The following is a 26,781-nucleotide window of genomic DNA, read 5'->3' as shown; positions in this document are numbered from 1 at the left end:
GCATTATGAGCCGTAAATTTGTGCTGGCAGCCAGGTGGCCAGTTGCGGCCAGATGGCCAGAGCCATCAGCATCATCAGCTGAATAGCAATAAAAGGCACAACACCTTTGTAAATATCCGCTGTTGCGACTTCTTTGGGAGCGACACCCCTCAGATAAAACAGTGCAAAGCCAAAAGGCGGCGTTAAAAAAGAGGTCTGCAAATTAACAGCAATCATAATGCCAAGCCAGACCGGATCAACTCCCATAGCCAGCAGAACCGGGCCAACCATGGGCACAATAACAAAGGTGATTTCAATAAAGTCGAGAATAAAGCCCAACAGGAACATAACAACCATGACCAGCAACACCGCTGTAAATACACCGCCGGGCAGACTCTCAAACAACGACTGGATCAGTTCTTCGCCACCAAACCCGCGGAACACCAGCGAAAAGACCGAGGCTCCGATCAGAATCAGGAACACCATGCAGGTGATTTTGCTGGTACAGGTGACCACTTCGTAAAGAATGTCCCGGTGAACCTGACGGCGGATGGCTGCCAGAACAATCGCTCCGAGAGCACCAACGCCAGCTGCTTCTGTGGGTGTTGCGATGCCCGTAAGGATGGAACCGAGCACAACAACAATCAGCATGATCGGGGGCAGCAATGTCATCAACAGCGATGACTGGTTGTTTTCGTCGAACTGCCTGATCTCTTCATCGGTTAAGGCGGGTGCAGAGTCTGGCTTTAACCATGCGGTTATCATGACATACAGTGAGTAGGCCAGAACCAGTAGTAGTCCGGGAATTAATGCACCCACAAACAGATCTCCAACAGAGACCGTTTTCGGTGAGAAGACACCCATATTCAATTGAGCCTGCTGATAGGCTGTGGATAAAACATCACCTAACAGCACTAAAGCGATGGAAGGTGGAATGATTTGACCAAGGCTACCGGTCGCACAAATGGTGCCGGTGGCGAGCTGGGCTGAATAACCCCGGCGCATCATGGTGGGCAGAGACAACAACCCCATGGTAACGACCGTGGCACCAACAATACCGGTACTCGCTGCTAATAACATTCCCACGACTGTTACAGAAAGCCCCAGCCCCCCACGCATCTGGCCGAACAGGCGCGCCATACTTTCCAGCAGGTTTTCAGCCACACGGGATTTTTCCAGCATCACGCCCATAAAGACGAACAGTGGTACAGCCAGTAATGTTTGATTACCCACGATGCCAAATAAACGACTGGGTAATGCGGTTAGAAAAGAACTGTCGAAGTATCCGGTCAGTGTACCAATAGCGGCAAACATCAATGCGGTGCCTGCCAGAGAAAAAGCGACGGGGTAGCCGATCATTAATACAGCGCAAACACAGGCGAACATAATCAGAGGAATACATTCAACCATGCTGCACCTCCGGAGCATTGGCCAGAAGCATTAATGAACGCAGCAGCTCGGCAATACCCTGTAAAAACAGGCTGAATACGAGAAAAAGGATCAGGCTTTTCAGCAGAAAGACAGCGGGCAGCCCGCCCGGGTCGGTGGAGGTTTCCATGATGGACCAGGACCGGACAACGTATTCCCAGCTCATAAATCCGATAAACAGGCAAACAGGAATGAGCAGAAATAGTGTTCCAAGACTGTTCACCAGAGCCTGCCCTTTAGGCGACATTCGTCGGTAAAAGACATCGACTCTGACGTGTTCCTGATGCTTAAGAGTGTAACCACTGGCTCCCAGAAAAATCAGCGCATGAAAGTACATGGCTGTTTCCTGCAGGGCAATGGAGCCAATATTCAGGAAGTAACGCAGCAGAACAACAAGACAGACAGACAAGACCAGTAACAGGTTAAACCAACTGATTAGCTGACCGGTTTTTTCCGTCAACTGATCAATCCCGGCTACAACTCTGTGCAGCACAATCCAGCCGGATTTCATGATATGCCCCTGATTTATTATTGTTATGGTTAAAGACAATGCCATGAGCGAGACTGCCTGACTGCATGGTAAAGTCTTGAAAATTACATTTCAGTTGTTATCGCAATGCTGTAATTTTCGTTGTCGATTATACCCAGCCACAGCCTTATTCTGCAAAATGATCATTGGGTTTGAGGCTATTGACGGTTCGTTTTTTCTGCTGTTCACAAAATTGTCATATTCCCTCCCTATGATTTCAGCCATCAGACAATCTTATTACCATGAACTTTTGTTCCCGCCTGCAGTGCAGACAAAACCGTTCATGGCTGTTGGGTCTGTATCGTCTCTAACGCGGAATGGAACCGCAGCGAATAACAAGAACCCTCTCAGGAGAGACTACACATGAAACTGAAAGCACTCATCACTGCAGTGGCTCTTACTGCAGGCATGCAGGGCGCGGTGGCCAGCCAGATAGATGCGGATATGCCGGTCTACAAAAAATCCAGCGGTGTATCGGGCAACCTGTCCAGCGTTGGTTCCGATACGCTGGCTAACCTGATGACGCTCTGGGCAGAAGACTTCAAACGCGAATACCCGAACGTTAACGTACAAATTCAGGCAGCCGGTTCTTCTACTGCGCCTCCTGCTCTGACTGAAGGCACTTCCAACATTGGCCCCATGAGCCGCAAGATGAAGGACAAAGAGCTGGAAGCGTTTGAAAAGCGCTACGGCTACAAGCCGACACCTGTTCCTGTGGCAATTGATGCTCTGGCTGTTTTTGTCAACAAGGACAACCCTATCAAAGGTCTGACCATGGCTCAGGTGGACGCTATCTTCTCCACAACCCGCCGTTGTGGTGGCGAACAGAACATTACCACCTGGGGGCAAGCCGGTCTGGGTGGACCATGGGAAAATCGTTCCATTCAGCTGTATGGCCGTAACTCTGTATCCGGCACTTATGGTTACTTCAAGAAAGTAGCACTGTGTAAGGGTGACTTCCGCAACAACGTCAACGAGCAGCCGGGTTCTGCGTCTGTGGTGCAGTCGGTATCTGCTTCCATTAATGGTCTGGGTTACTCCGGTATTGGTTACAAGACGTCCAGTGTTCGTACTGTCCCTCTGGCAAAGAAAGCCGGTCAGGCATTTGTGGATGCGACACCGGCCAATGCGGTTAACAGCAGCTACCCACTGGCTCGTTTCCTCTATGTTTATGTGAACAAGCAGCCAAACCGTGCCCTGCCTCCTCTGGAGCGTGAGTTCCTGAAGATGGTTCTGTCCCGTCAGGGTCAGGAAGTGGTGGTGAAAGATGGCTATATCCCGCTGCCTACGACAGTGGTTGAGAAATATCTGAGTGAACTGGATCTTTGATAGTTCGGATTCTGGAATAAAAAATCCCCGCATGGCTCTGGCATTGCGGGGATTTTTTTATTCTGTTTCGTGAATTCAGAGCAGCGGGTTTACAGCACCATCGCAGCAATCCAGCCAAAGATAATCATTGGCACGTTATAGTGCAGGAAAGTAGGCAGCACTGAGTCACGAATGTGATCGTGCTGACCGTCAGCATTCAGACCTGCAGTTGGGCCAATGGTGGAGTCGGACGCCGGAGAGCCCGCATCGCCCAGACCACCTGCTGTACCGACCAATGCAGCTGTTGCCAGTGGTGAAAAGCCAAGAGCCATAGCCAGTGGTACATACAGAGTGGCAAGAATAGGCACTGTGGAGAAGGAAGAACCGATTCCCATGGTCACCAGCAGGCCAACCAGCAGCATCATAAGGGCTGCCATCGCCTGGCTGCCACCAACCAGATCTTCAACCATGTTCACCAGTACAGGAATATCACCTGTAGCACGCAGCACCTCGGCAAAACCGGCGGCAGAGATCATGATAAAGCCACAAGCCGCCATCATGCGCAGACCTTTTGAGAAAACGTCATCGGCTTCACGCCAGCAAACGACCCTGCCCAGAATCATGATGATGAAGCCGGTTGCGGCACCCAGAGACATGGAACCGGTACTTAACTGAATCCCCAGTGCAGCAGCAATAGCCAGTACAACAGAAACAACATTGGCGGTGGTCAGAGTCACTTCTTCATCCTGAGCCAGCTGACTCTCTTCAACCCGGTAAGTACGGGGTTTACGGTAGCTGACGAACAGGGCAAACAGCAGACCCAGAAACATACCTCCGACCGGAATCATCATGGCAGAAGGCATCAGGCTCAAATCGATATCCAGGCCATTTTTCTGCAGGTTGCCACCCAGTATCTGCATCAGGTAGATATTACCGAAGCCAACAGGTACCAGCATGTAGGTCGCAGTCAAACCAAACGTCAGCAGGCAGGCAATCTGGCGACGGTCAATATGCATGGCAGCAAAAGCTGACAGCAGAGGTGGAATCAATACCGGAATAAAAGCGATGTGTACGGGTACCAGGTTCTGGGAGGCAAATGCCATCAGAAGCACCATCACAAAGACACCGTATTTCAGTGAACTATTGCCACCGTTGCTATCGGATGATGCTCCACTTTTAACCTTCTTAATGATTTTGCCTGCCAGCCACTCGGGGACACCCGAGCGTGAAATGGCAACGGCAAAAGCACCCAGCATGGCATAACTCAGGGCAATGCCTGCGCCTCCGCCCAGACCTTCTGAAAATGCGGCAATGGTTTCATGGATGTCCAGTCCACCAGACAAACCTCCCGCAAGGGCACCCAGAAACAGTGCCATCACAACGTTGACGCGCATCAAACTCAGCGCCAGCATAACGGTTACAGCTAGAATTACTGCGTTCATTGAATTTCCTGATTGTTATTCCCAGCTAACTGAATACTTGTTTACTTTCTTTATTGCAGCCAGCTTTCGTTTAACCACTATCCAATATGGACTAATTTTGTGGCGTTGAACTTTTAACAGTTGCTATGAAACAAAGGTTCCCGAGAAGGAATCAATGATGGGAATGATGGTGTTGGTGGGAATGCAGAGAGGTGACAGCGGCAGACATTGCATCAATGCTGTTGAATGAACGATTTTTTAAGCAGGAGGGGTATTCCTGATAGCATTGCCCATTTTGTGGGCTTAATTGTTGTATTAACATGAGTAGTCTCAATTAATGTACTGCGTCCTTATCTCGAGTTTTTTTAAAATACTGATTTTTCCTATTCTGTGCAAACGTAATATTCGCGCCGGTTAAAGCTTGAACGAATCCGAAATATCGTGGCAATAAACAACGGGATTGATCATTTATTTTCCTATTGTAACAATTTTGTCACATATTCGTTTTATCGTACGCTCATTAATCCGTGCGACCAGTGCCATGTACCAAAAAACTATAGAAAACAGCCCTGGTGTCGATTTCAACACCCCGGCCCTCAAGCGGAAGCGCTCTTTGCGTTTTTTAAAAGACAATGTTGCCCGTTGGGCAGTAGCTGTTGGCGGGCTTGGCGTTATTGCCGCCATAACCCTCATATTTTTCTATCTGGTCTATGAAGTAGCGCCGTTGTTTAAAGGCGCTACGATCACCCCTCAGAGTACCTGGACCCAGAGTATTGATCAGGACAAGCCTTCACTCTATATGAGCATGGAGGAACAGGGAGAAATTGCCCTCAGCATCAACCGTCTGGGTGAATTGAATTTTCGTTCGACCCGGACGGGTGACGATAAAGCCAGATTTTATTTACCGCTTCCTACCGGTACGGAAGTCACCACATTGACCAGTGATTCGGCTGACTCAACCCTCATGGCTGCCGGTTTAAGTGATGGTCAGGCGATTGTTTTCAAGTATGGGCACAAAATCAGCTGGCCCAATGATCAGCGGGTAATCACGCCGGTGGTCGAATACCCCTATGGAAAAGAACCCCTGACATTGGGGAATGCAAGTCTCAGTGATATTACGTTGGCTGACAATGACAGGCAGCTATTCATTGCAGCAATCAGCAACGGCAAAATGGTGGCTACAGCCTTCAGTAAAGAAGAAAACTTTCTGACTGAAGAGGTGACTCTGGAACAGCAGCCTATTACCTTACCGGCTATTCCCGGCACACCGGAGCAGCTGAAAATTGAGCCTGACCAGCGTTGGTTGTTTGTTCGAATGACGGGTGACGAGATGGCAATTATCAATGTCGCCCGGATGAACCAGTTGTATTTGCACTCTGTTACCGACCTGACGGTTGGTGATGCCAATATTACCGATATTCAGTTTCTTCTGGGTGGTGTTTCACTGCTTACAGGCGACGACAGTGGTTTAATAAGCCAGTGGTCTATGGTGCGTGATGATAACAATGAATGGTCTTTGCAGCGGATTCGTGATTTCAAACTAACAGACAATCCGATTACCAGTATAAAACCTGAACATCGTCGTAAAGGCTTTCTGGCGGCTGATACTGAAGGCAATGTCGGTGTTTTTTATACTACTGCCGGACGCTCGATTATCAGGGAAAAACTCTCTGATGGTGTGATTAACCAGATGGCCATCTCTCCAAGAAGCAATTACCTGCTGGTAGATGGACAAAACGGCGTTGAGTTCCTGAGAGTAAAGAATGAGCATCCTGAAGTCTCATTCTCTGCCTTGTGGCAAAAAGTCTGGTATGAAGGTTATGAACAGCCTGAATATATCTGGCAATCCTCGGCCTCCAACAATGATTTCGAGCCTAAGCTCAGCCTCACACCGCTTTCGTTCGGTACCCTGAAAGCCGCATTTTACGCCATGCTGCTGGCAACGCCACTGGCCATAGCCGGTGCTATTTACACCGCTTACTTTATGGCTCCGGGCATGCGCCGCAAGGTGAAGCCTATGATTGAGCTTATGGAAGCCTTGCCTACCGTTATTTTGGGTTTTCTGGCTGGTTTGTGGCTGGCGCCATTGATTGAAAACAATTTGCCGGGAATTTTTGCACTGCTGCTTTTTGTGCCGGTAGGTATTCTTCTGTTTGCCTTTATCTGGGATGCATTGCCAAGCAAAATTCGACACTCGGTGCCTGAAGGCTGGCAGGCTGCTTTGTTGGTACCTGTCGTTTTGTTAAGTGGTTATGTCGCTTTCTCCATGAACACTGTACTGGAAGTCACTTTCTTCAATGGCGATATGCGTACCTGGCTGACCTCGGAACTGGGTATTCCCTATGACCAGCGAAATGCTCTGGTGGTCGGGCTGGCGATGGGTTTCGCAGTGATTCCCACCATTTTCTCCATTGCTGAGGACGCTATTTTCAGCGTGCCAAAACACCTTAGTTATGGCTCTCTGGCTCTGGGTGCAACACCCTGGCAGACACTGGTTCGGGTAGTGCTTCTGACCGCAAGTCCGGGTATTTTCTCTGCTGTTATGATTGGCATGGGCCGGGCTGTGGGTGAAACCATGATTGTGTTGATGGCCACGGGTAATACACCGATCATGGACGTAAATATCTTTGAAGGTATGCGAACACTGGCGGCTAATATTGCGGTAGAAATGCCCGAATCAGAAGTCGGTAGCAGTCATTACCGGATATTGTTCCTTGCTGCACTGGTTCTGTTTTTATTTACCTTTGTCGTTAACACTGCAGCTGAAATCGTTCGTCATCGTCTGCGCAAGAAATACAGTTCACTGTAAAAGGAATCATAATAATGAAAGCAGTGACAAACAAAGCGTCTGCGTCTCATAAAACGTCAGTCGGCAACTGGTTTAGCAGTGGCTCTCCCTGGGTCTGGTTAAATGCCGGAGCGGTTGCGATCAGTGTGATTCTGGTGGTGGGTCTGCTGGCACTGATTGCCTTTCGTGGGCTCGGACACTTCTGGCCGGGTAGTATTATCGTTACGGAATACCAGATTCCCGGACAGGCTCCGAGAATAGTGGCTGGCGAGATTGTTGAATCTGAAGAAGTGCCTGCTGCCCGATTGAAAGCAGCGGGTTTGCCCATCGAAGATAATGAAGACGAAGTCATTCGGGATCTGCTAAAAGTCGGGAACCGTGATATTTACGGTTCGGATTTTGCGTGGGTAGTGGATCGCTGGCTGCTTAAGCGCAAATACCCTGAAGACATAATGGCGTTAGAACGTCGGGAGTGGGGTAACTTCTATGGCTATCTGCAAAGCATTAAGCAAGATGGAGTTATCGTTTCCACTGGCGCTGAGGCCTGGGATGAATTGCAAACCCGTCTGGATCGGGCTCTGGCAATACACCAAGAGATCTATGACATTGAAAAGCATGAAATTGGCTCGGTTAATGCCAGATTAGAACGATTGCGCCTGCAGCAGCGAAGTCTTGAATTGAAAGATCGTCTGACGCCGGAACGGCTGATGGATATAGAAGCACAGCGTCGTGCTTATCAGGCTGAATACAAGGTGATGGAAGACCGTCTGGCGCAGCTTTATACCGCTTTTAACCGTGACAGTTTTATCGCAACAACGGTTCAAGGGCGGGAAACCGAGCTGTCCTTCAGCAAAATTGTCAGGGCTTATAAACCCAACGCCATGTCAGTCTGGCAGAAAATCGGTTTCTACTTCAGCAAGCTGAAAGAGTTCATTACCGAAGATCCCCGCGAAGCGAATACGGAAGGTGGTGTATTTCCTGCCATTTTCGGTACCGTTATGATGGTGATTCTGATGTCGATCATCGTGACGCCCTTTGGTGTCGTGGCAGCGGTTTATCTGCGTGAATACGCCTCACAGGGTTGGCTGACACGAGCTATTCGTATTGCTGTGAACAACCTTGCCGGTGTGCCATCCATTGTTTATGGCGTCTTTGGTCTTGGCTTTTTTATCTATTTTGCTGGTGGACAGATCGATCAGTTGTTTTTCCCGGAAGCCTTGCCTGCACCAACCTTTGGTACGCCGGGATTGCTCTGGGCGTCCATTACGTTGGCATTGCTGACTCTTCCTGTAGTGATTGTGGCAACAGAAGAAGGTTTGTCCCGCATTCCCCGTTCGGTGCGTGAAGGCAGTCTGGCGCTGGGCGCGACGAAAGCGGAAACGCTCTGGCGTGTGGTCTTGCCGATGGCGAGCCCGGCAATGATGACGGGGTTGATTCTGGCTGTGGCTCGAGCGGCTGGCGAAGTGGCACCGCTGATGCTGGTGGGTGTTGTGAAACTGGCTCCGAGCCTGCCACTGGATGCGAACTATCCGTTCCTGCATCTGGATCAGAAGTTTATGCATCTGGGCTTTCATATCTATGACGTAGGTTTCCAGAGCCCGAATGTCGAGGCTGCAAGACCTCTGGTGTATGCCACCGCGTTATTGCTGGTGGTGGTGATTGCGGTGCTGAATTTGTCGGCTGTCGCTATTCGCAACCATCTGCGGGAAAAATATAAGAGTCTGGAAGCCTGATGGCTCTCAGTCATATAAATGTAACTTTTTAATGGTATATGGTGTGGGTAAGGTGTCTCATCTCATCTTGAGAGTCATTTTTGATCCCTGGCCTGCTTCTATAGTAAAAACAGGGTAACTACCATGCTGAGTGAGGCACTGGACGTGAGAACATCAACCCGGACTGAGGAAGGGCAACAAATTGCCAAGCCCGAGACGACGGAAACTTCCAGCCCGGCGTTTAATCTGGAAAGCTTGGGGCGTAGTCGTCGTAAGTTGTTTCTGGATCAGGAGGCAACCTGTTTTAGCGTCGAGCAGTTAAATCTGCATTATGGCAAGAAACAGGCGTTGTTCGACATTTCCATGAAGATTCCCAAGAAACGGGTCACCGCTTTTATTGGGCCTTCCGGCTGCGGTAAATCAACGCTGCTGCGGACGATGAATCGCATGAATGACCTGGTGGAAGATTGCAGCGTTACCGGCAAAATTCTGCTTGATAATCACGACATCTATGACAAAGAGGTGAATGCTGCCGACCTGCGTCGTCGGGTTGGCATGGTGTTCCAGAAACCTAATCCGTTTCCCAAGAGTATTTATGAAAACGTGGCGTATGGACTGCGAATTCAGGGTATCAACAAGAAGCGGGTTCTGGATGAAGTGGTTGAATGGGCGTTAAAAAGTGCGGCTCTGTGGGATGAAGTGAAGGATCGATTGCATGAAAGTGCGCTGGGTATGTCGGGTGGTCAGCAGCAACGACTGGTGATTGCCCGCACTATTGCGGTTGAACCCGAGGTTTTGTTGCTGGATGAACCGGCTTCGGCACTGGACCCGATTTCAACGTTGAAAATCGAAGAGCTGATCAACAAACTGAAATCAAAATTCACTATCGTGATTGTGACACACAACATGCAGCAGGCAGCCCGTGTGTCCGATTACACTGCTTTTATGTACATGGGCAAGTTAATCGAGTTTGGTGACACTGATACCGTTTTCACCAACCCTGCCCGGAAGCAGACTGAAGACTATATTACCGGCCGTTACGGCTGAGGCAGAATAAGTATATGGATACGAAAACAGATCTTTTGAGCCACCATATTTCTCAACAGTTCAATAATGAACTGGAGGAATTGCGTAATAACCTGTTGTCGATGGGTGGTCAGGTCGAGAAACAGGTGTCAGACGCCATCGAGGCTCTGATCAATGCCGACAGTGAAGGCGCTATTTCTGTGTGCGAAAAAGATACAGACATAAATGCCATGGAACTGACCATTGATGAAGAATGCAGTCGTATCCTTGCCCGGCGGCAGCCTGCTGCCAGCGACCTGCGCCTGGTTCTGGCCTGTACCAAAGCATCGACCGATCTGGAACGCATTGGTGATGAAGCCGCTAAAATCGCCCGCTTTGCTATCTCCCTGACAGAGCAGGGTGAAGCCCCAAAGGGCTATATTGAAGCTCGCCATATTGGTAATCACGTTCGTCAGATGGTTCAGGATGCCCTGAATGCTTTTGCCCGGTTTGATGCGGATCTGGCTTTGGCCGTGGCAAAAGAAGACAAGTCCGTAGATCGCGAGTACAAGAGTGCTACCCGTGAGCTGGTGACCTATATGATGGAAGATCCTCGCTCAATTACCCGCGTGCTGAACATCATGTGGGTGCTGCGCTCGTTAGAGCGTATTGGTGACCATGCCCGCAACATTGCCGAGTATGTGATTTATCTGGTGAAGGGTAAAGACGTACGCCATATTGGCATCAAGCGTATTCAGGCAGAAGTGTTTGATCAGTAAACCGTCTTAACAGCGCCTTGCTCATTCGAAGGAAGGCGCTGTGCTGTTTTAGCGATACCCGTCAGGGTATTTCTGCTGCCAGACCCAGGCGTGCCTGACCATTTCCTCCAAACCATACTGAGCTTTCCAGCCCAATTCTGCTTCGGCTTTACTGACATCGGCATAACAGGTGTCAATGTCTCCTTCCCTTCTGCCTTCATCCCGGTAAGGTATATTAACGCGAAGACCGACTTTTACTGTAAATGCCAAAATTCGGACTTTTCAGAATTCCCAAGGCTTAGATAAGAAAATAGCACCATGTTACAACATTAATTTGCCGCATTTCGAAAGACATGTGTCGTCCAAATGCGTCGATTTTGCTGTATTTTTAATGTACTTATGTGCAATATATTTTCCTCTAGACCTTGGAAATCAACGGGTGGCCGACTTTGTTGTAAATCAGAAAAAGTCGGCCTTCGCGTGTATATTAACTCGATTGTATTTCTGGAAAGCGTCTAGCCCGGATATTTCATAAACAAGCAGCAACTACCATCCCATCCTCTTAATTTTGGACTTTTCCGCAAGCCTGTTGCTCTGTTAACCATGTGAAAGACATTGCAGCCCATACTTGCTTACAGATTAGACGCTAATCAACGAATCCTGCTATTTCAGGATAACGGAAAGCCCAAAGGCTCTTTCATCTGGTTGCTATGTACCTTGATTGAGTCTTATGAAAGTTGCTACCCCGGTCGAAGTATCGGCATCTGGTAAAAGACTTCTGTCACATGCTGCAAAAGCCTCTTGAATGGGCAGCTACGCGGCAGATGAAGTTTAATTCGGTCTTTATATTCAACCACTTTGACTGCAACTTTACCAGCTATTCCCGCTGAATATACGTCTTAAGACGTTTAAGTTGGTGTAGGCAAGGAACATTTAATACGTTCAGGGAGTGTCCTTCACTTCCAGCGAATCTTGAACGAACAAAAATTTTGAACCCTGAAACCAGACTGCCCCACATTCTTTATGAACTGTCGTAAGGCACTATTCCCGCGACGGTACGGCTAATGATGGCATCAAACAACCCTTCCCAGGTTTTGATCAGCCAGGTCTGGAAATAACCTTTCATCAACTCCCACAGATGTATTCGTACACCTCGCGTTCGTTCTTTCAGGGCTTTTTGAAACTCCGGGCTGCCCAGTTGTTGCAGCTGGTCAACCAGAAAGGCCAGTACCGTCAGGTAAGCCAGATTGGTGGCAAGGTGCTGTTCACCGTGCCCGTAGTTGTGCTCAAGGTGGTAGTCTTGTTTCTTCAGGGTATTGAACGTTTGGTTTTCAATGTGCCATCGGCATCGTCCTCCTTTCATCAGGGCTTCAATGGTCTTTTCTGTCAGAGGTATGTCAGTGATCCAACTCCAGGTGTGACGATCACCTTTTTTGTCCGTCTCAACAAAATCCAGCACGTTGACATGCTCAACGGGGTTAGACTTGTTGAGGGGCACATCGTTAGTAAAACGATACCAGTACTTGATGCCAGTCACCGGGTCAGTTTTGAGGCAACGTGCCACTTTTCCTTGCTTATCCAGTTCATCTACAGCTTCAATCAGCGAGCCGTGATTGCCGTCTTTCGCAATGATAATGTAATGCCAGCCGTAACTCTTGATCAGGCGGATAGTTGGTCCGTCAGCATACAAGCCATCCAGTACGATAATCAGTTTCAGGTAGGGGTGGTCTTTTTTTACGTTGGCAAGAAAGCGCTTAAGGGCACTCTTTTCACAGTCGTTCTTGGTACAACCATCCTGTCGTACAATAGCTTCGGGAGCCAATGGTATAACGACTTTCTGGTCGGGGTGGACAATGCAACCGCCCATCAGCTGGTGATAATAAGCCTCATTGGCTTTGCCCTGATTTTTTACGCAGCAGTCGTCGCAGTGTAGCTTTCCGGAGAAGAAGGTTTGTGTACCATCAATGGCCAGCAAATAATGGTTTTTAAGGTGGCCGATGTGAAACTCAAACTTCTGCAGGTGCCCCGAACGCTGAAAGCGTGAGAAGATTTTTTTGTAAGGCTTCTGAAACCAGTGTGGAGAAAGCTGGTCAAGTACTTCTCGCATCCGGGTGTCACTGGGAACTCTGCCATTGACGACATCAAACAGGGTTTCCAGATTGTGAGCCTGGACAGGGTCTTCCCTTTGGCTATCAAAGCGGAGCATGGACGGCATTTTCATTTGCATCATGGCAAAAGCGGACTTGGCAAAGTTGCCAAAGGGAATGCCATTCTTGCAGTGATTAGGTCGGTGATCGGGAATGTCAACCAGACAGTCAGTAACCTCTTTAATAAGGTGGCTGGCAGTCAGGTGCGTGCAATTTTTTTGAATGGGCTTGGCCATGGTTGCAACCGGTCAGATCATGCAGCATAAGGTCAAAAATAGTCGTTCAATTGTGCGGTTGCAGATTTTTTTATCACGCTCTAAAGCCTGATAGCTGGGGGCTTTTGATAAAGGTCGGGAATTGCTGCAACTTTACAGAGCTTCATGATCACCGTTGATGGCTGCGCTTTTTCCAGCTCCGTACCTTTCAAAGTCTTGGTTCTTAACTCATAGTGCAAAACATAAGCGGCACAGGCATAAAACATTCTCAAATGGTTAGCCAAAAAGCCCTGATCGGACAATCTGTCGCCGGACAGATCACTTTTCAGATGTTTGATGAAGTTCTCATCCTGTCCTCTTGGACAGTAAAGCTCTTCATAAATTACCTCTGGAGAAGCTTCCTTCATCGACGTCACAATGAAACGAGGGTTGTCGCCTTTTTGGTTGACCTCCGCCTTGTAAATTATCCGGGTATCGAGACCTTTCCAGCTCTTGGCCTGGTATTCTGCTTCCCCGTAAAGTCTGAGCCGATCAGGTTCTGGCATGTTGTTCAGTCTTGCCAGCTCAGTCTTGACCTTCAGAGCTTGACGCGCTTCATCCAACAACTCTTTGGCTTTTGGCCGCAAAGCCGTTTTGTGGCCTGCACCTTTGCCCAGGACATAATCCGAATGAGGGGCATTCTGAACCACCCACATTAACTCCGGTTGAGCGAAGTGGCTGTCTCCCCGAACCAGTAGATGGGTTTTCGGCCACTTTTTCCGAAGCAGCCGAATGACCCGTTCGAGAATGGCTGCATTTTCCTTGCCCGTTGGGGTTTTCCCCGGACGAAGAATCGCCGTAATCAGCTTGCCGCTGAGTCCCTCAAAAATCATCAGGGGCAAGTAGCAGTAGTCCTGATATTTGGCATTAAACAGGTTCATCTGCTGGCCACCATGAGTAATGGCCGGTGTATGATCAAGATCGATAACGATCACCGGAGGTGGCAGCTTGTAACTGCTGATAAAGTGATGCACAAATGCTTCAGCCATCCTGTAAATGTCGGAGCGGGTCATAGATTGTCCCAGCCGGGTAAAAGTGGGCGCTGATGCGAGATGGTTATCGCTGTCCAACGGATTGCGACCAGTGGCCAGTTTGAACATAGGGTCTTTACGCAAACGGTTACTGTCGTTGGCATCTTCATAGCCGCAGGCCATTTGCAGAACCCGCTGAACCAGAAGTTCTTTCAGGGAGTGGTCGATATAGGATTGATGGCGTCTGTCATTGATGGCATCAGTCATTTTGCAGATAAGACCGCTCTGCAGAATGGTTTCCCGTAGCAGCAGAGTGCCAAAGTCAGAAGATAACTCCCCACCATTGAAGTCTGCCCGGATGGTTTTTCCATTTGAGGGATGAAAACGAAGCTGTTCTTGTGTAGATTTGGGCATGGCAAGTTCCGGTTTGCTTCTTCCGAAGCTTTCTTTTGGTCGACCCAATTATATCAAGTGATTGGGCGGAACTTGCCTCCTTTTATGAAATATTCGGGCTAGCATCTGGTAAACACTATAACCCTCGCCAACTCCAAGGTTCCATGCGTGAACACCGGACACCTCCTGAAGCTTTTCAATGGCTTTTAGATGACCTTTGGCAAGGTCCACTACATGGATATAGTCTCTTATTCCTGTGCGATCCGAAGTGTTATAGCCTTTGTACACTCTGAGGTAAGGGCGTTTGCCAGCAGAAACCTGTGTAATATAAGGCATCAGGTTATTAGGTATGCCCTTTGGATCTTCTCCGATTTCACCAGAAGGATGAGCACCAATCGGGTTAAAGTATCGTAGTAGAGCCACTTTCCAAGAAGAGTTTGATCGAACCGCGGCCTGATGCTGGTAGTGGAGCATATCTTCAATCAATAGTTTGGTATGGCCGTAAGGATTGGTGTGAGAGCGACTTGCTGTTTCTTTAATCGGCATGCTTTCTTGTGGTTGCTGCCCGTACACTGTGGCGGATGAACTGAAAACAATTTTCCTGACACCGGCTTGTTCCATGGCTTTAAACAGGGTACTGCTGCCATGGACATTATTATCGTAATACTCCAGTGGTTTTGAAACGGACTCCCCCACTGCTTTTAAGCCTGCAAAATGAATCACAGTTTCTATTGGGTAAGTCGCAAAAATGTTATCCAACAGATCTTGATTCTTAATATCTCCTTTAATGAAATTCACCTTTTTTCCAGTGATTTGCTCAACTCTTCGAAGGGACTCTTGCGAGGCATTACTCAAGTTATTGACGTGAGCTAAAACTTTCCGAGTAAGTTTCCGGTATAAATTGCGCCTCTGTTTTTGAGGCGTATATGAGCAAAATCGACGGTCGTAAAATCCCACATCAAGTTCGTGAATCCATCCGCATGCAAGCCGTTCAACAATGGCTTGACGGCATTTCCGTTCCTGAGCTATCTGAACTTCACGCAACACATCTGTCTTGCGTGTATCTCTGGGTGAATCGCTATAAGGAAGGCGGTTTTGACGCTTTAAAGACTCGTCCAATTCATGGTCGCCCACCCAAGCTGAATATTGATCAACAAGAGCAGCTCACTCAGATTATTTCACTAAAAAATCCAACTGATTTTGGGTTCTACAAAACCATGTGGACAAGAGATATTGTCGCTTCAGTCATTAAGACTGAGTTCAATGTATCCATGCACCCTGCCGCTGTTGGGAAGATGTTGCGCCGCTGGGGATTGTCGCCTCAGCGTCCTGTTCGCAAAGCCTGGCAACAGGATCAAAAAAAGTAGATGAATGGTTAACAGATCGTTACCCGGATATCCGGCAACAAGCTGAAGAAAGCAATGCCTTGATTTATTTTGCTGATGAATCAAGTGTCCGTTCTGACTATCACAGTGGTACAACCTGGGCTAAAAAAGGCTGCACTCCAATTGTTGAAGCAACAGGAGCACGCTTCAGTATTAACATGATTTCAGCGGTTAGCGCTGAAGGAACTATGCGGTATATGACGATCCCCGGACGCTTTAACACTGATGTGTTTATTTGCTTTTTAAAGCAGCTGGTTACTTCTCATGACCGCCCCATCATTGTTGTTACTGATGGCCACCCGGCCCATAAGGCAAAAAAGGTGCAAAAATATATAGAGCAGGAGCCAAGGCTGCTTGGAGTTCATATTCTGCCAGCTTACTCACCTGAGCTGAACCCGGATGAATCGGTCTGGGGTTATCTCAAATCAGGCCATCTTGGCAGAATGACGCTGAGAACCAAGGGCCAGTTTCTTCGAGCAGTGCGGACATGCTTGAAATCCCTGCAACGTCTCCCACGAAAAATACAGGGATTTTTCAGGTCAGAACATACAGCTTATGCATGTTTGGAGACTCTTGTCTGATGGCTTTGGCACACATCAATAAATCTGTGAATCAGTCAGCGTATTGGAAGGCTACCTGTAGAGGTAGCCTTTTTTATTCTTAACAATTCAGGGATGTATACGATTACTTATTAATGAGCTTTATTCAGGCATCACGGTTAAGGACAACCGCATGCAAAAGAAAATTGAACATGTCATTGCCCCTCTGTTACTGATTGCCGGTATAGCCGTATCTGCTTTTACCGCTTTCTGGCTGTATGAGATGGAGAAGAAAAGCCTGATTATCTCGTTTCAACGGGAAGTTGACCTGAGAGCAACATCATTACACTGGGATCTGACCCTTAATTTTAAAGCCTTGCGCGATTTGGGTATTTTTTTCGAAAAAAGCAGTGTCCCCGATCATGATGAATTCAGGGCGCTTGCCAGAGAAATCATGAAACACCTTCCTCACATAGACGCTCTGGAATGGATTCCCAGAATTACATCGGACAATAAGGCTGAACAGCTCGAGATCATCAAAGAGCATTATCCTGATTTTGAAATAACACAGCGTCAAGATCAGGGAATCATGGTGCCCGCTTCCACAAAAGAAGAATACTTTCCCGTGTATTTTGTGGAGCCTTATAAAGGTCATGAAATTGCACTGGGCTTTGACCTCTCCTCTGATACAACTCGCTGGAAAACTCTGAAAACAGCCAGAGACACCGGACAACCACAAGTATCAGCCAGCATTACCCTGGTTCAGGAAAAAGGAAAACAGAAGGCCTTTCTGGCAGTAGCCCCGGTTTTCCGTGGCACCAGCGAAACCATTGCCGAGCGCAGGAAAAACCTTACTGGCTTTGTATTAGGTATATACAGAGCCAGCGACCTGTTCAAAGCATCCAAGGTGACAGGGCAGGCTTCCGATATTCACATGATCATGGTGGACAATACCGACGGCAACGCAGAAAAACTGGGAGAAAATTTCTCAGAAATCGAGCATGAACATAATGAACACCACGAACAGCCTCTTTATTACGCAAAAGACCTCCCCCCTTTGCTAGGCCGGCTCTGGAGCGTGACATCACACCCGACCAGGCATTATATTGCCGACAATATCTCCCCCCTTCCTTATGTCGTTTTCCTGTTTGGCGTTCTGTTCAGCACCATGATCACCATTTGCGCCGGAATGCTGATTAAACGGAACCATATTATTAACCAGAAGGTCAGTGAGCAGACCCGGGATCTGATAGAAGCTCAAGCAGCCCGCACAGACTTTCAGAATAAGCTGATTGAGATGAACAAGATGGCATCACTGGGAGAGATGTCGGCTGGCATTGGTCACGAACTCAGTCAGCCTCTGGGCACCATTCTTCTTAAGTGTCAGATGTTGCCAAAAGCGTTGAATCAAAGAGATTACGACAAAAGTCTGAAGTTTGCTGAAGATATACGGAATCAGGCAATGCGTGCCAAGGAAATCATGGACTCTCTGCGTATCATCAGCCGCGATGCCAAACCCGAAGACAAAACCAGTATCGAGCTCAATCAGGTTATTCGCAAAGCGGAAGTATTGATTAAAGAAGACCTGACCATGAACGGAATTCAACTCGCAAAAGAGTTGTCTCCGGATATCTATATCTATGCCTCGCCAGTACAGCTTGGGCAGGTCGTCGCTAACCTTCTGACCAATGCCCGGGATGCATTGAAAGAGTCGGACGAAAAGCGGATTACGATACGCAGCTATAAAAAAGACGGGAATGGCATACTGGAAATCGAAGACACGGGTTCAGGGATTCCAGAACAGTATCAAAGCAAAATCTTCGAACCGTTTTTTACCTCCAAACCTGTGGGCAAAGGTACAGGTTTGGGTCTGTCCATGTGTTACAGCATGGTTCAGGACAACGAAGGCGAAATCACTTTCACGACCTCTGCCGGTCAGGGCACCTGCTTTACCGTCACTTTTCCACTGACAAGGAGCTAAACCATGACAAAAAGGATTTTACTGGTTGATGATGACCAGCCATTTCGCGAGACCGTCAGGGAAATTCTGGAATTGGAAGGTTTTGAAGTCACAGAATACAGCGATGCCGTTTACGCCCTGCCGCACATCAGGGAACCGTTTGACCTGGCCATTACCGATATCATAATGTCCGAGGTCGATGGCAACCAGTTTGCCAACGCTATTCGTCTCGATAATCCGGACTTGCCGGTTCTGGGCATGACCGGAGGCGGGCGCATTGGCGATGCGGATCGTATAAAGGCATTTTGCCCACCCAAGCTGTTCACTACCATTCTGAGCAAACCGTTTCTGGCGGAAGAATTGCTGGATGCTGTGAACACCTCTATCAGCGAATAAAGCCGACATTCCCTGTCGGGCTTTACGCACCTTTCCGGACGACCTTAAAGACTTAACCGATCTGTCTGTAAATACAGGGGCTGGATTCCGGCTTCTGCTCGCCCAGTGTGACAGCTCTTTGCAACATATCAGCCGCCGCCTGCCAGGATGATTCGTCACGGGCATGCAGCATGGCTAATGGTTTTGAACCATCCAGCTGATCTCCCAAACGACAAATGTCGGTAATACCGACACTGTAATCCAGATTGTCTGCCGGATGAGATCGACCGCCACCGAGTTTAACCACAGCCATACCCACATTGCGGGTATCCATGGCGGTGACAAAACCGGAAGCCTGAGCATAAACCGGTTTGCTGATGGCTGGCTTCGGCAGGTACTGGTCGTAATGTTCAACAAAGTCAGCCGGCCCACCCAGTCCGGCCACCATACGACCAAAGACTTCTGCCGCCTTACCGTTATCCAGCACGGTTTGTAGTTTGTCCCGAGCCTGTGCAGCGTCAGACGCCAGACCACCCGACACTAACAACTCTGCCGATTGTGCCATGGTGACTTCCAGCAACCGTTTGTTGCGGAAGTCACCCGTCAGAAACTGCACCGCTTCACGTACTTCAACGGCATTACCGGCACTGGAGGCCAGACACTGGTTCATATCGGTTAACAGCGCCGTTGTTTTTACTCCGGCACCATTGGCCACCTGAACAATGCTTTCAGCCAGTTCAATCGATTTTTCTAACGTTGGCATAAACGCGCCACTGCCGACCTTAACATCCATCACCAAAGCGTCCAGTCCTTCAGCCAGTTTTTTAGCCAAGATAGACGACGTAATCATGGCAACAGAATCAACCGTCGCTGTCACATCACGGATGCCATAAATACGCTTGTCGGCGGGTGCCAGTTCGCTGGTTTGACCCACAATAGCCACACCAGCCTCTTTGACTACTTTGCACAACAGCTCTTCGGATGCATGAGTGTTATAACCGGGAATGCTGTCGAGCTTGTCCAGTGTTCCGCCCGTATGCCCGAGGCCTCGCCCGGAAATCATGGGCACATAACCGCCACAGGCGGCAATCATGGGGCCCAACATCAGGCTGACAACATCACCCACACCACCGGTAGAGTGTTTATCCAGAACCGGGCCATTCAGGTTGGCCGATGCCCAATCCAGCACTTCGCCGGAGTCACGCATGGCACAAGTCAGTGCCACACGCTCGTCAATGTTCATGCCCTGAAAGTAAACCGCCATTGCCAGCGCAGCCACCTGACCTTCAGAAACACTGTTGTCGGTAACACCATTTACAAAATGCCTGATCTCGTCGGCGGTGAGAATGTCACCTTCACGCTTGCGACGAATCACTTCCTGCGGCAGAAACATCTTAGTAAGCTCCTGTGTCTTCCCGAGCGTCCTGCAGGCCCAGAGCCGTCAGCAGGCTTCCGAGCAAACTGCTGGCACCGAATCGATAGTGATCACGATTGATCCAGTCGGCCCCCATAACATCTGCCGCAATGGCAAGATGTTCAGCAGCATCTTCAGCGGTGCGAATGCCACCGGCAGGTTTGAAACCAACAATCTGTTTACCGCTGTCACGAATGGCTTCCAACATAATGCGGGCCGATTCAGGCGTCGCATTCACAGCCACTTTACCGGTTGAGGTTTTGATAAAGTCGGCACCGGCTTCAATGCTGATGTCACTGGCACGACGAATCAGTGCCGGGTCTTTCAGTTCGCCGGTTTCAATGATGACTTTCAGCATGACGTTATTGTCACTGCACACTTGCTTGCACTGAGCCACCAGCTCACGACCAACGGTTTCATCGCCACCCATGAAAGCTTTATAAGGGAATACAACATCCACTTCATCGGCACCGTAGGCAATGGCAGCGCGGGTTTCAGTCACGGCAATATCAATATCATTGCCGCCTTCCGGAAAGTTGGTGACCGTTGCGACAGTCACATCGTTCAGGCCCAGTGCTTTCAGGGTCTTTTTGGCAACCGGCACAAAGCGTGGATAAACACAGACGGCGGCGGTGTTGCCAGCAGCCGTTTTCGCTTTGCGGCACAAGTCAATAATGACTTCCGGTGTGTCATTGTCGTTCAGGGAGGTCAGATCCATCAGCTGCAGTGCTTGACGGCTGGTAGCGGTGAGATCGGTCATGTGTCTTGTCCTATGGGATGCAGGTATGTGGCGAGGGCCACGACAACAATGAGGAAAGAAGAGAAGGAAGGGCTGTCCTTCAGATCATCTGCTGATCCGAATTTAGCATACAAGATAGTACATCTAACTAATTTGATAGATAAATCATTAGAGAACCCTTGTGTAATCCGGCCTGCAAGGATTTTATCTAACATTTAAGGATTCTGTCTAACTTTTAGCCATTTTTAGAGGAGCTATCGGGTGATCGGTAGCAAGGAAAGTTAGACAGTAAAGCGGTGTGCATTATCTAATTTCCGCAACAGCTGCACAGCCACCTCTCGGAAGCCATCGCCTTAGCTTTCATTGGTACGTAACCTTGATGCACGAAAGCGAATTCCCCTTATTTAACCCCCTTATAGTTACAAGTATTGTGTATGCATCTAGTACATAAACCTGCTTTGTACGGGTTGTTAGCGTTAGCAAGGGAAAATATGATTAGGAATGAATATCTGCGGTTTATGCAGGTTATAAAGGATAAGGATGCCCCCGCTGGCGTTCAAAAAATAGCCAATATTATTCTTGAGCATCTTCAAGAAATTCTACCTCTGGGAACAGCCCAAGGTAGAAGAATCCAAAAGATTATTGCGCTAGCCCAAACCCTCTGGCAAACAACCCCCGATAAAATATCAATTACAGTTAACGAAAATAACGAGACTCCAAATAAAATAGTACGGTTAAAAAACATGTCGGTTGGCCCCTTTCGGGGTTTTTCGAAAACAGAAAATTTCGATCTAGATAGCTTGTTAGTGCTGATATATGGGCCAAATGGCACTGGGAAAAGTAGCTTCTGTGAAGCCCTTGAATATGGCCTTCTTGGGTCGGTCGAAGAGGCTGAGAGTAAACGCTTCACCAATCAAGAAAATTATTTGAAAAATGCATTTATAGGGCGTTTTGAACCTCCATTAATCACAGCTTCATGTGAAAATGGAGAAGCTAAGCTTCTGTCTTCAAATGAGGAATTGTTTAGATTCTCTTTTGTTGAAAAAAATAGAATTGATAATTTTTCTCGTATTGCTGCTCATGCACCATCTAAGCAAACAGCTTTGATCTCAACACTATTTGGGCTTGACAGTTTTAATGGGTTTGTAAAGGGCTTTAGTTCAGAAATTAGTGAGCGCCATATTGATTTGACAGGAAAAAAGAGTCTTGAGCTTCAAGATAAGCGAAAGGCTCTTGATGTCCACTACAAAACAATACAGGAAGCTCATCAACAACTTGATTGTTTAGTAGAATCAGAAACAGAACTTGCTAACCAGTTCGGGCAAGGCACAAGCTTTTCCAATATGATTGTTTCATTGGGAACATCATCTAAGCCTGGCTTGATAAAAAATTTAGAAGATGACTTGCAAAAGCCGCTACCCAGAATTACCAATTTAACTGAGAAAAAATTGACTAATTCTATAAATACTGTTGGACTTACTATCAGGAGCATTAATATAAAAAACAAAGAACTTATTAAAGTTAGTTCAGAGCTATCATTTAAACAGTTATATAGTGCTATAAGCTCATTGCAGGGAGATATAAGCGATTACTGTCCTGCATGTAAAACGCCATTTGCTCAAGTGACTTGTAATCCATTTGAGCTTGCAGAAAACGAACTTGCTAAACTTGCTCACCTTTCAAAATTAGAACTCGAGCGAGATGAACTAGCTACAAAGCTATCTGATGCAATTATAGCTGTTTATGATATCTTAGAAATTGCTACTACTGAGTATCAGAATTACTCTGGAGAGAATCCTTTATCTCAATATAAAGTCAGCTCTAAATCAAGTCTTGACTCTGTTTGGTGGGATCAACTCCAAGCCAAGAAAAATGGCGAGCTTTTAGGAATTCAACACTTGTATATACAGGTGCAAGCTCTCGAAGAACGTGATATACAAACCAAGATAGGAATTCAAGAAAGAGAGCAAAAACAGAAAAAATTGACAGAACTTCGGGAGTTAGAAAAGGAAGCTAACAAATTAAAAACTAGCCGTGAACTTTACGAAATAACAATTAAAAAATCTGAAAAATCAATAAATGATTTTGAACAAGAAAACAAAAAGCTAATTGAAGAAGTTGAAGCTGAAGCTGCTCAGGTTGAAATTAATAACCAAGTTTCGAATAGCTATCGATATCTTGTGCATGCTCTTAATGAGTACAAAGAGGAGCTTCCTAGCCGCTTAGTCGCTGATCTAGGTGATATTGTTATAAACCTTTATAATTCATTCAACCGGAATGATGCGCCCCGTGATTTATTAGCTGGCATTAAACTACCTTTAACGTCAGGTCAACAAATAGAAATATCTTTTAAAAATGCACCTGAAAAATATTACAATGCCCTCCATATTCTTAGTGAAGGCCATATTCGCTGTATTGGTCTGGCTATTCTATTGGCCAAAAACATTAAGGAACACAGTCCATTCTTGATTTTTGACGACCCTGTTAATGCTATTGATGATGATCATCGAGAATCAATTCGTAAGACTCTTTTTGAGGATGATTTTTTTGCAAGTAAGCAAATTATTCTTACCTGCCATGGTGAAGAATTTTTTAAAGATATTCAAAACCTATTAGGAGTTGAAAAAACAAAAAAATCACAATGTTTAACATTTCTTCCTCAACTAGATGAAAGGCATATTCGAGTTGACTTTAACTGTCAACCAAGAAACTACATCCTAGCTGCTCAAAGTCACCTAGAAAATCTTGAGATTCGCGAAGCACTGTCTAAATCGCGTCAAGCACTTGAAACTTTGACTAAAGGAAAAGTATGGAGTTATGTAAATAAATATGGAGATGGAAATTTAGCCATTAAAATGCGCTCAGCTAAATCTCCGATAGAACTGAGACAACTTACTGATCAATTAGTAACAAAGTTAAAAAAACCTGCATTTTCAAACGATCAGAAAGATTTAGTCCTTCAGCCTATGAGAGCATTAGCCGGCATAAATGGAAACTCACGAGAGTGGCGCTATCTGAATAAAGGCACACATGAAGAGAGTGATAGAGCTGAATTTGACCGTTCGACGGTGTCAATAATTGTTGAATCACTATCTCAGTTAGACGATGCTTTGACTTGATATTCCCTAAACTAAACGCAACTAGTCCAGCATCTATCCCTCAGAGTAAACTCTAGGGGATAGACTGTTGTACTAACGAACTGTTGTATTGGCTTTGTATCCCCACCTATTCATGAATTTGTAAAATCTGAATAAAAGACAGCGGATATAACACACTATTCTATGCCTTGTTTCCCATAATTTTCAGCCGCATAGATCTATCACTCAAGCTCACTGCCATATGCTTCGGCTCCATTGAATTTCAAATGGCGATTAAACCTTAATTTTGTGTACGTTAGGTGAATCTTTCCTTGTAGCTGTTTTATAACGATGCAGCTCCCACGTCAGTTGCGCAATCGAGTCAGCCATTTCTCTCATCTCGGCTTGAAACTGGCTGTTCTCAGCTTTCAGCTTGCCGTTTCTCGCCTCCAGGACATTGTATTTTTCTTTTGAGACCTGCTTGCGTTGATCTTTCGTGACTGGTGAAACATCAGGATTAAGTTGCTGCTGCCTGGCTTTCTCTGCCAGAATCATCTCTTTCAGCATTGGATGATTTTTTAGCGACCCATTGGCGACACCCGCCCGTTTTTCCACTGCTGACGGGTTAATTTTCTTGTTCTCTTGCTTCAATGCCTGAAGGGCGTTTTCCAGTTTGGTCCTTACGCTGGGCATCACAGTGCTCCTAATTCAAATCGCTCGAAGGTGATGTTGTGGTCAGTCATGACTTTTTCTGCTGCGCGTATGTCCGATAGTTCGCGAGCCAGCGTATTGCGGTTGTAAAACCCCATCTCTTTCATCTGCTGCAACCTCTCTCCAATTCGCTTGTGTCGCTGCTGCCAGCGCATCGCTTCGGCTTGATTGATATTCAGGTTCTCGCAATCCCGCCCCACACAATTCGATGGTTCAAACAAATGCATCATCTTGCACTTTTCACCTGCAAAGCATCGACCATAGCCGGTCGATTTGTTGGCTCCTTTGGTGCTTTTCGCCAACGCTTCAAATTGCTCTTCCGTCATCACTCTTGGATCACCCTCAAACGACTTTATATAGCCGCCTGATTGTTCATGAGGATTGTCGAGCATGTCTTTCAAATACAGCCTATGGCTTTCCATCTCAGCGTCTTCAACGGCTTTTTTAACGCTCCCGGGGTTCTCTATCCCCATCAGGGTAAGCACCTCTGAGTGACTGGCGTAGATCGCCGTCATGGAGAGACTGATGTGTTTAAATTGATGTTTTAGTGCGGCCAGTGTCACCAGACCATTTCCAACAACAAAGTGTGCAAAGGTGCGTCTCAGCGAGTGCGAGGAAAAATGCCAGTAAAACGTACCGTTCTCCCGCGTTTTCATCGGGTTGTATCTAGCGGGAACAACCGGATTGAGCAAACGATACACCTCATCCATCTCGCTGGGTTCATAAGTGATATCAAGGTGCTTGGAATAATCCGTAAACAACCGTCTAAGGTTGGCTGTATTTAAAATGACATCTTCCAGCTGACGCAAAAAATTGTCGCCACCGCCACCGTTTCCATCAAATTTAAAGCGCGGAGAAAAGTAGATATCGCCTTTAACTGAGCGGTAGTCATCATTGAGGACTGCAAGCACTTCTAATGCTTTTTTGCAGATAGGCGCGCAGGCCCAGGCATCTTCTCTGGGCAGTTTCTCTAACTTACGCGTCCATGAACGCAGTGTGCAAAGCGTTAAACCATCAAGGTCAACCTCCTTGTAGGAGGCGACGTTTATCTGAGACAGCTCACTGAGACGCATCCCGGTAAAGGCAGAGAGTGACATAAAGCACGCCCCCTCAATGGCTTTGAATTCATTAACAGCCAGTCGATCTGTCAGGTTGTATTGCGCTGCGTAGGCTTTGACATCACGCAGGTGGGACAGCTTTTCATGGGCATTGTTCACCTCCTGCATTAATCGCCCCATCATCTGCTCATAAATCACTGGGATCACTGTCGGGTAATGCCCTTCTCCGGCAGTAGAGTATTGCTTGGCGATTTGCTCAAAAGTCTTGCCCTCAGGCAGCCCTAGCGTGAAACGCAAGTGTTCTGGGAAATGCGAGTTGACCTGAGTTAGCACGCTCAGACACTGGATACGGTTTTTGACTGACTTTTGACTAAGCATCTTTCCTGCATGAAGGATTTGACTGAATACCAGCTCATTGCTGAGCAACGAAAAGGAGCTAATAGAGACGCCTTTGAATACTCTTAACGCCGCGTTGGAATCTTTCTGTATTTCGCGGCAGTTACTAAATTTACGCAACGTCTCGCCTTCCATGTGCAACAAGTTGCCTTTCGCGCCCCAAATCAGAAAATACATGCGCTGCTTTAACTCCAGAAGCAATTCTGGGTTGTGCTTCTCTGGGAGGAAGTTAATTTGGTAGATCGACTCAATCTCGTTGGTGCGGTTAAAAAACGCATTGAAATCCCAGATATCATCACCAAAGTGGGACACGGGATTTCCGTCTTTATCGACACTGACCACTGTTCTGTTATCCGGCATAACAAACTGGTCGGAGGCTTGTGGCAAGGCGTACCTTTCAAATTTTCTGACATCCATGCTGACACTGAACATCG

21 protein-coding genes are annotated in these 26,781 nt (G+C 47.3%); 10 read left to right on the top strand and 11 right to left on the bottom strand.

The genetic code is table 11. The features are described 5' to 3' along the window. Positions 1-3: 3 nt before the first annotated feature. Both EZMO1_RS01125 and EZMO1_RS01120 read right to left on the bottom strand, forming a co-directional pair. The gene (locus EZMO1_RS01125) at positions 4-1,389 is read right to left on the bottom strand and encodes a TRAP transporter large permease (protein WP_034879173.1); all 1,386 of its coding nucleotides are present in this window, start codon (positions 1,387-1,389) and stop codon (positions 4-6) included. After that, positions 1,382-1,918: a TRAP transporter small permease subunit gene (locus tag EZMO1_RS01120; RefSeq protein ID WP_034879172.1), complete on the bottom strand. Its 537-nt coding sequence runs from the start codon at positions 1,916-1,918 to the stop codon at positions 1,382-1,384. The genes EZMO1_RS01125 and EZMO1_RS01120 overlap by 8 nt, the downstream gene beginning before the upstream one ends. A 381-nt stretch (positions 1,919-2,299) precedes the next feature. Here EZMO1_RS01120 and EZMO1_RS01110 point away from each other — a divergent pair, with 381 nt between their 5' ends. Continuing rightward, complete coding sequence (locus EZMO1_RS01110) at positions 2,300-3,265, top strand: PstS family phosphate ABC transporter substrate-binding protein (RefSeq protein ID WP_034879170.1); 966 nt, start codon at positions 2,300-2,302, stop codon at positions 3,263-3,265. Between the two features lie 89 nt (positions 3,266-3,354). Here the strand turns inward: EZMO1_RS01110 and EZMO1_RS01105 are convergent, their stop codons facing one another. Beyond that, on the bottom strand, positions 3,355-4,686 hold the full coding sequence (locus EZMO1_RS01105) for a Na+/H+ antiporter family protein (protein ID WP_034879168.1): 1,332 nt from the start codon (positions 4,684-4,686) through the stop codon (positions 3,355-3,357). Positions 4,687-5,155: 469 nt separating this feature from the next. Here EZMO1_RS01105 and EZMO1_RS01100 point away from each other — a divergent pair, with 469 nt between their 5' ends. From EZMO1_RS01100 to phoU, 4 genes are all read left to right on the top strand, one after another. Continuing rightward, positions 5,156-7,474 carry an ABC transporter permease subunit gene (locus EZMO1_RS01100; protein WP_338030494.1) on the top strand — a complete coding sequence of 773 codons (2,319 nt, stop codon included), beginning with the start codon at positions 5,156-5,158 and terminating at the stop codon, positions 7,472-7,474. A gap of 14 nt (positions 7,475-7,488) precedes the next feature. Beyond that, on the top strand, positions 7,489-9,186 hold the full coding sequence (gene pstA / locus EZMO1_RS01095) for a phosphate ABC transporter permease PstA (protein WP_051790623.1): 1,698 nt from the start codon (positions 7,489-7,491) through the stop codon (positions 9,184-9,186). A 123-nt stretch (positions 9,187-9,309) separates the two neighbouring features. Then, entirely contained in the window at positions 9,310-10,212 is a 903-nt protein-coding gene (gene pstB, locus EZMO1_RS01090) for a phosphate ABC transporter ATP-binding protein PstB (protein ID WP_082212335.1), read from the top strand. 14 nt (positions 10,213-10,226) lie between these two features. Beyond that, positions 10,227-10,949: a phosphate signaling complex protein PhoU gene (phoU, locus tag EZMO1_RS01085; RefSeq protein ID WP_034879164.1), complete on the top strand. Its 723-nt coding sequence runs from the start codon at positions 10,227-10,229 to the stop codon at positions 10,947-10,949. Between the two features lie 48 nt (positions 10,950-10,997). Here the strand turns inward: phoU and EZMO1_RS01080 are convergent, their stop codons facing one another. From EZMO1_RS01080 to galE, 4 genes are all read right to left on the bottom strand, one after another. Beyond that, complete coding sequence (locus EZMO1_RS01080; RefSeq protein WP_034879163.1) at positions 10,998-11,198, bottom strand: GDP-mannose 4,6-dehydratase; 201 nt, start codon at positions 11,196-11,198, stop codon at positions 10,998-11,000. Between the two features lie 751 nt (positions 11,199-11,949). Beyond that, positions 11,950-13,311, bottom strand: coding sequence for a transposase (locus EZMO1_RS01075; RefSeq protein ID WP_034872820.1), 1,362 nt, complete (start codon positions 13,309-13,311; stop codon positions 11,950-11,952). Between the two features lie 80 nt (positions 13,312-13,391). Beyond that, entirely contained in the window at positions 13,392-14,762 is a 1,371-nt protein-coding gene (locus EZMO1_RS01070) for an IS1380 family transposase (protein ID WP_061509244.1), read from the bottom strand. Continuing rightward, positions 14,763-15,650 carry a UDP-glucose 4-epimerase GalE gene (galE, locus tag EZMO1_RS01065; RefSeq protein WP_086936370.1) on the bottom strand — a complete coding sequence of 296 codons (888 nt, stop codon included), beginning with the start codon at positions 15,648-15,650 and terminating at the stop codon, positions 14,763-14,765. It abuts the gene before it with no gap. On the opposite strand from galE, the gene EZMO1_RS01060 reads away from it, so the two are divergent. The 4 genes from EZMO1_RS01060 (at position 15,620) to EZMO1_RS01045 (ending at position 18,973) form a co-directional block, all read left to right on the top strand. Continuing rightward, a complete protein-coding gene (locus EZMO1_RS01060; protein WP_051790621.1) occupies positions 15,620-16,060 on the top strand; it encodes a helix-turn-helix domain-containing protein in 441 nt (146 codons plus the stop codon). The genes galE and EZMO1_RS01060 overlap by 31 nt on opposite strands. A gap of 59 nt (positions 16,061-16,119) precedes the next feature. Beyond that, positions 16,120-16,659 (top strand): IS630 family transposase, encoded by a 540-nt coding sequence (locus tag EZMO1_RS01055; RefSeq protein WP_051790620.1) that lies wholly within the window; start codon positions 16,120-16,122, stop codon positions 16,657-16,659. Between the two features lie 151 nt (positions 16,660-16,810). Next, on the top strand, positions 16,811-18,598 hold the full coding sequence (locus tag EZMO1_RS01050; RefSeq protein WP_034879162.1) for a CHASE domain-containing protein: 1,788 nt from the start codon (positions 16,811-16,813) through the stop codon (positions 18,596-18,598). Positions 18,599-18,601: 3 nt separating this feature from the next. After that, positions 18,602-18,973 (top strand): response regulator, encoded by a 372-nt coding sequence (locus tag EZMO1_RS01045; RefSeq protein ID WP_051790618.1) that lies wholly within the window; start codon positions 18,602-18,604, stop codon positions 18,971-18,973. Between the two features lie 52 nt (positions 18,974-19,025). Here EZMO1_RS01045 and deoA read toward each other — a convergent pair whose 3' ends face one another. Both deoA and deoC read right to left on the bottom strand, forming a co-directional pair. Then, on the bottom strand, positions 19,026-20,345 hold the full coding sequence (deoA, locus tag EZMO1_RS01040; protein WP_034879161.1) for a thymidine phosphorylase: 1,320 nt from the start codon (positions 20,343-20,345) through the stop codon (positions 19,026-19,028). A 1-nt stretch (position 20,346) separates the two neighbouring features. Next, positions 20,347-21,126, bottom strand: coding sequence for a deoxyribose-phosphate aldolase (gene deoC / locus EZMO1_RS01035; RefSeq protein WP_034879160.1), 780 nt, complete (start codon positions 21,124-21,126; stop codon positions 20,347-20,349). A gap of 413 nt (positions 21,127-21,539) precedes the next feature. Between deoC and EZMO1_RS01025 the strand changes: the two genes are divergently transcribed. Continuing rightward, positions 21,540-24,224, top strand: a complete 2,685-nt coding sequence (locus tag EZMO1_RS01025; protein ID WP_201772235.1) for an AAA family ATPase — start codon at positions 21,540-21,542, stop codon at positions 24,222-24,224. Positions 24,225-24,476: 252 nt separating this feature from the next. On the opposite strand, the gene EZMO1_RS01020 is transcribed toward EZMO1_RS01025, so the two are convergent. Together EZMO1_RS01020 and EZMO1_RS01015 are read right to left on the bottom strand one after the other, a co-directional pair. Next, positions 24,477-24,878 carry a hypothetical protein gene (locus EZMO1_RS01020; RefSeq protein ID WP_461781995.1) on the bottom strand — a complete coding sequence of 134 codons (402 nt, stop codon included), beginning with the start codon at positions 24,876-24,878 and terminating at the stop codon, positions 24,477-24,479. Then, positions 24,875-26,779 (bottom strand): site-specific integrase, encoded by a 1,905-nt coding sequence (locus EZMO1_RS01015; RefSeq protein WP_034879157.1) that lies wholly within the window; start codon positions 26,777-26,779, stop codon positions 24,875-24,877. Before EZMO1_RS01015 ends, EZMO1_RS01020 begins: the two co-directional genes overlap by 4 nt. Positions 26,780-26,781 lie beyond the last annotated feature (2 nt).

The organism is Endozoicomonas montiporae CL-33, assembly GCF_001583435.1.
Taxonomy (GTDB): domain Bacteria; phylum Pseudomonadota; class Gammaproteobacteria; order Pseudomonadales; family Endozoicomonadaceae; genus Endozoicomonas_A; species Endozoicomonas_A montiporae.
This window is presented reverse-complemented; position numbering and strand designations above follow the sequence as displayed.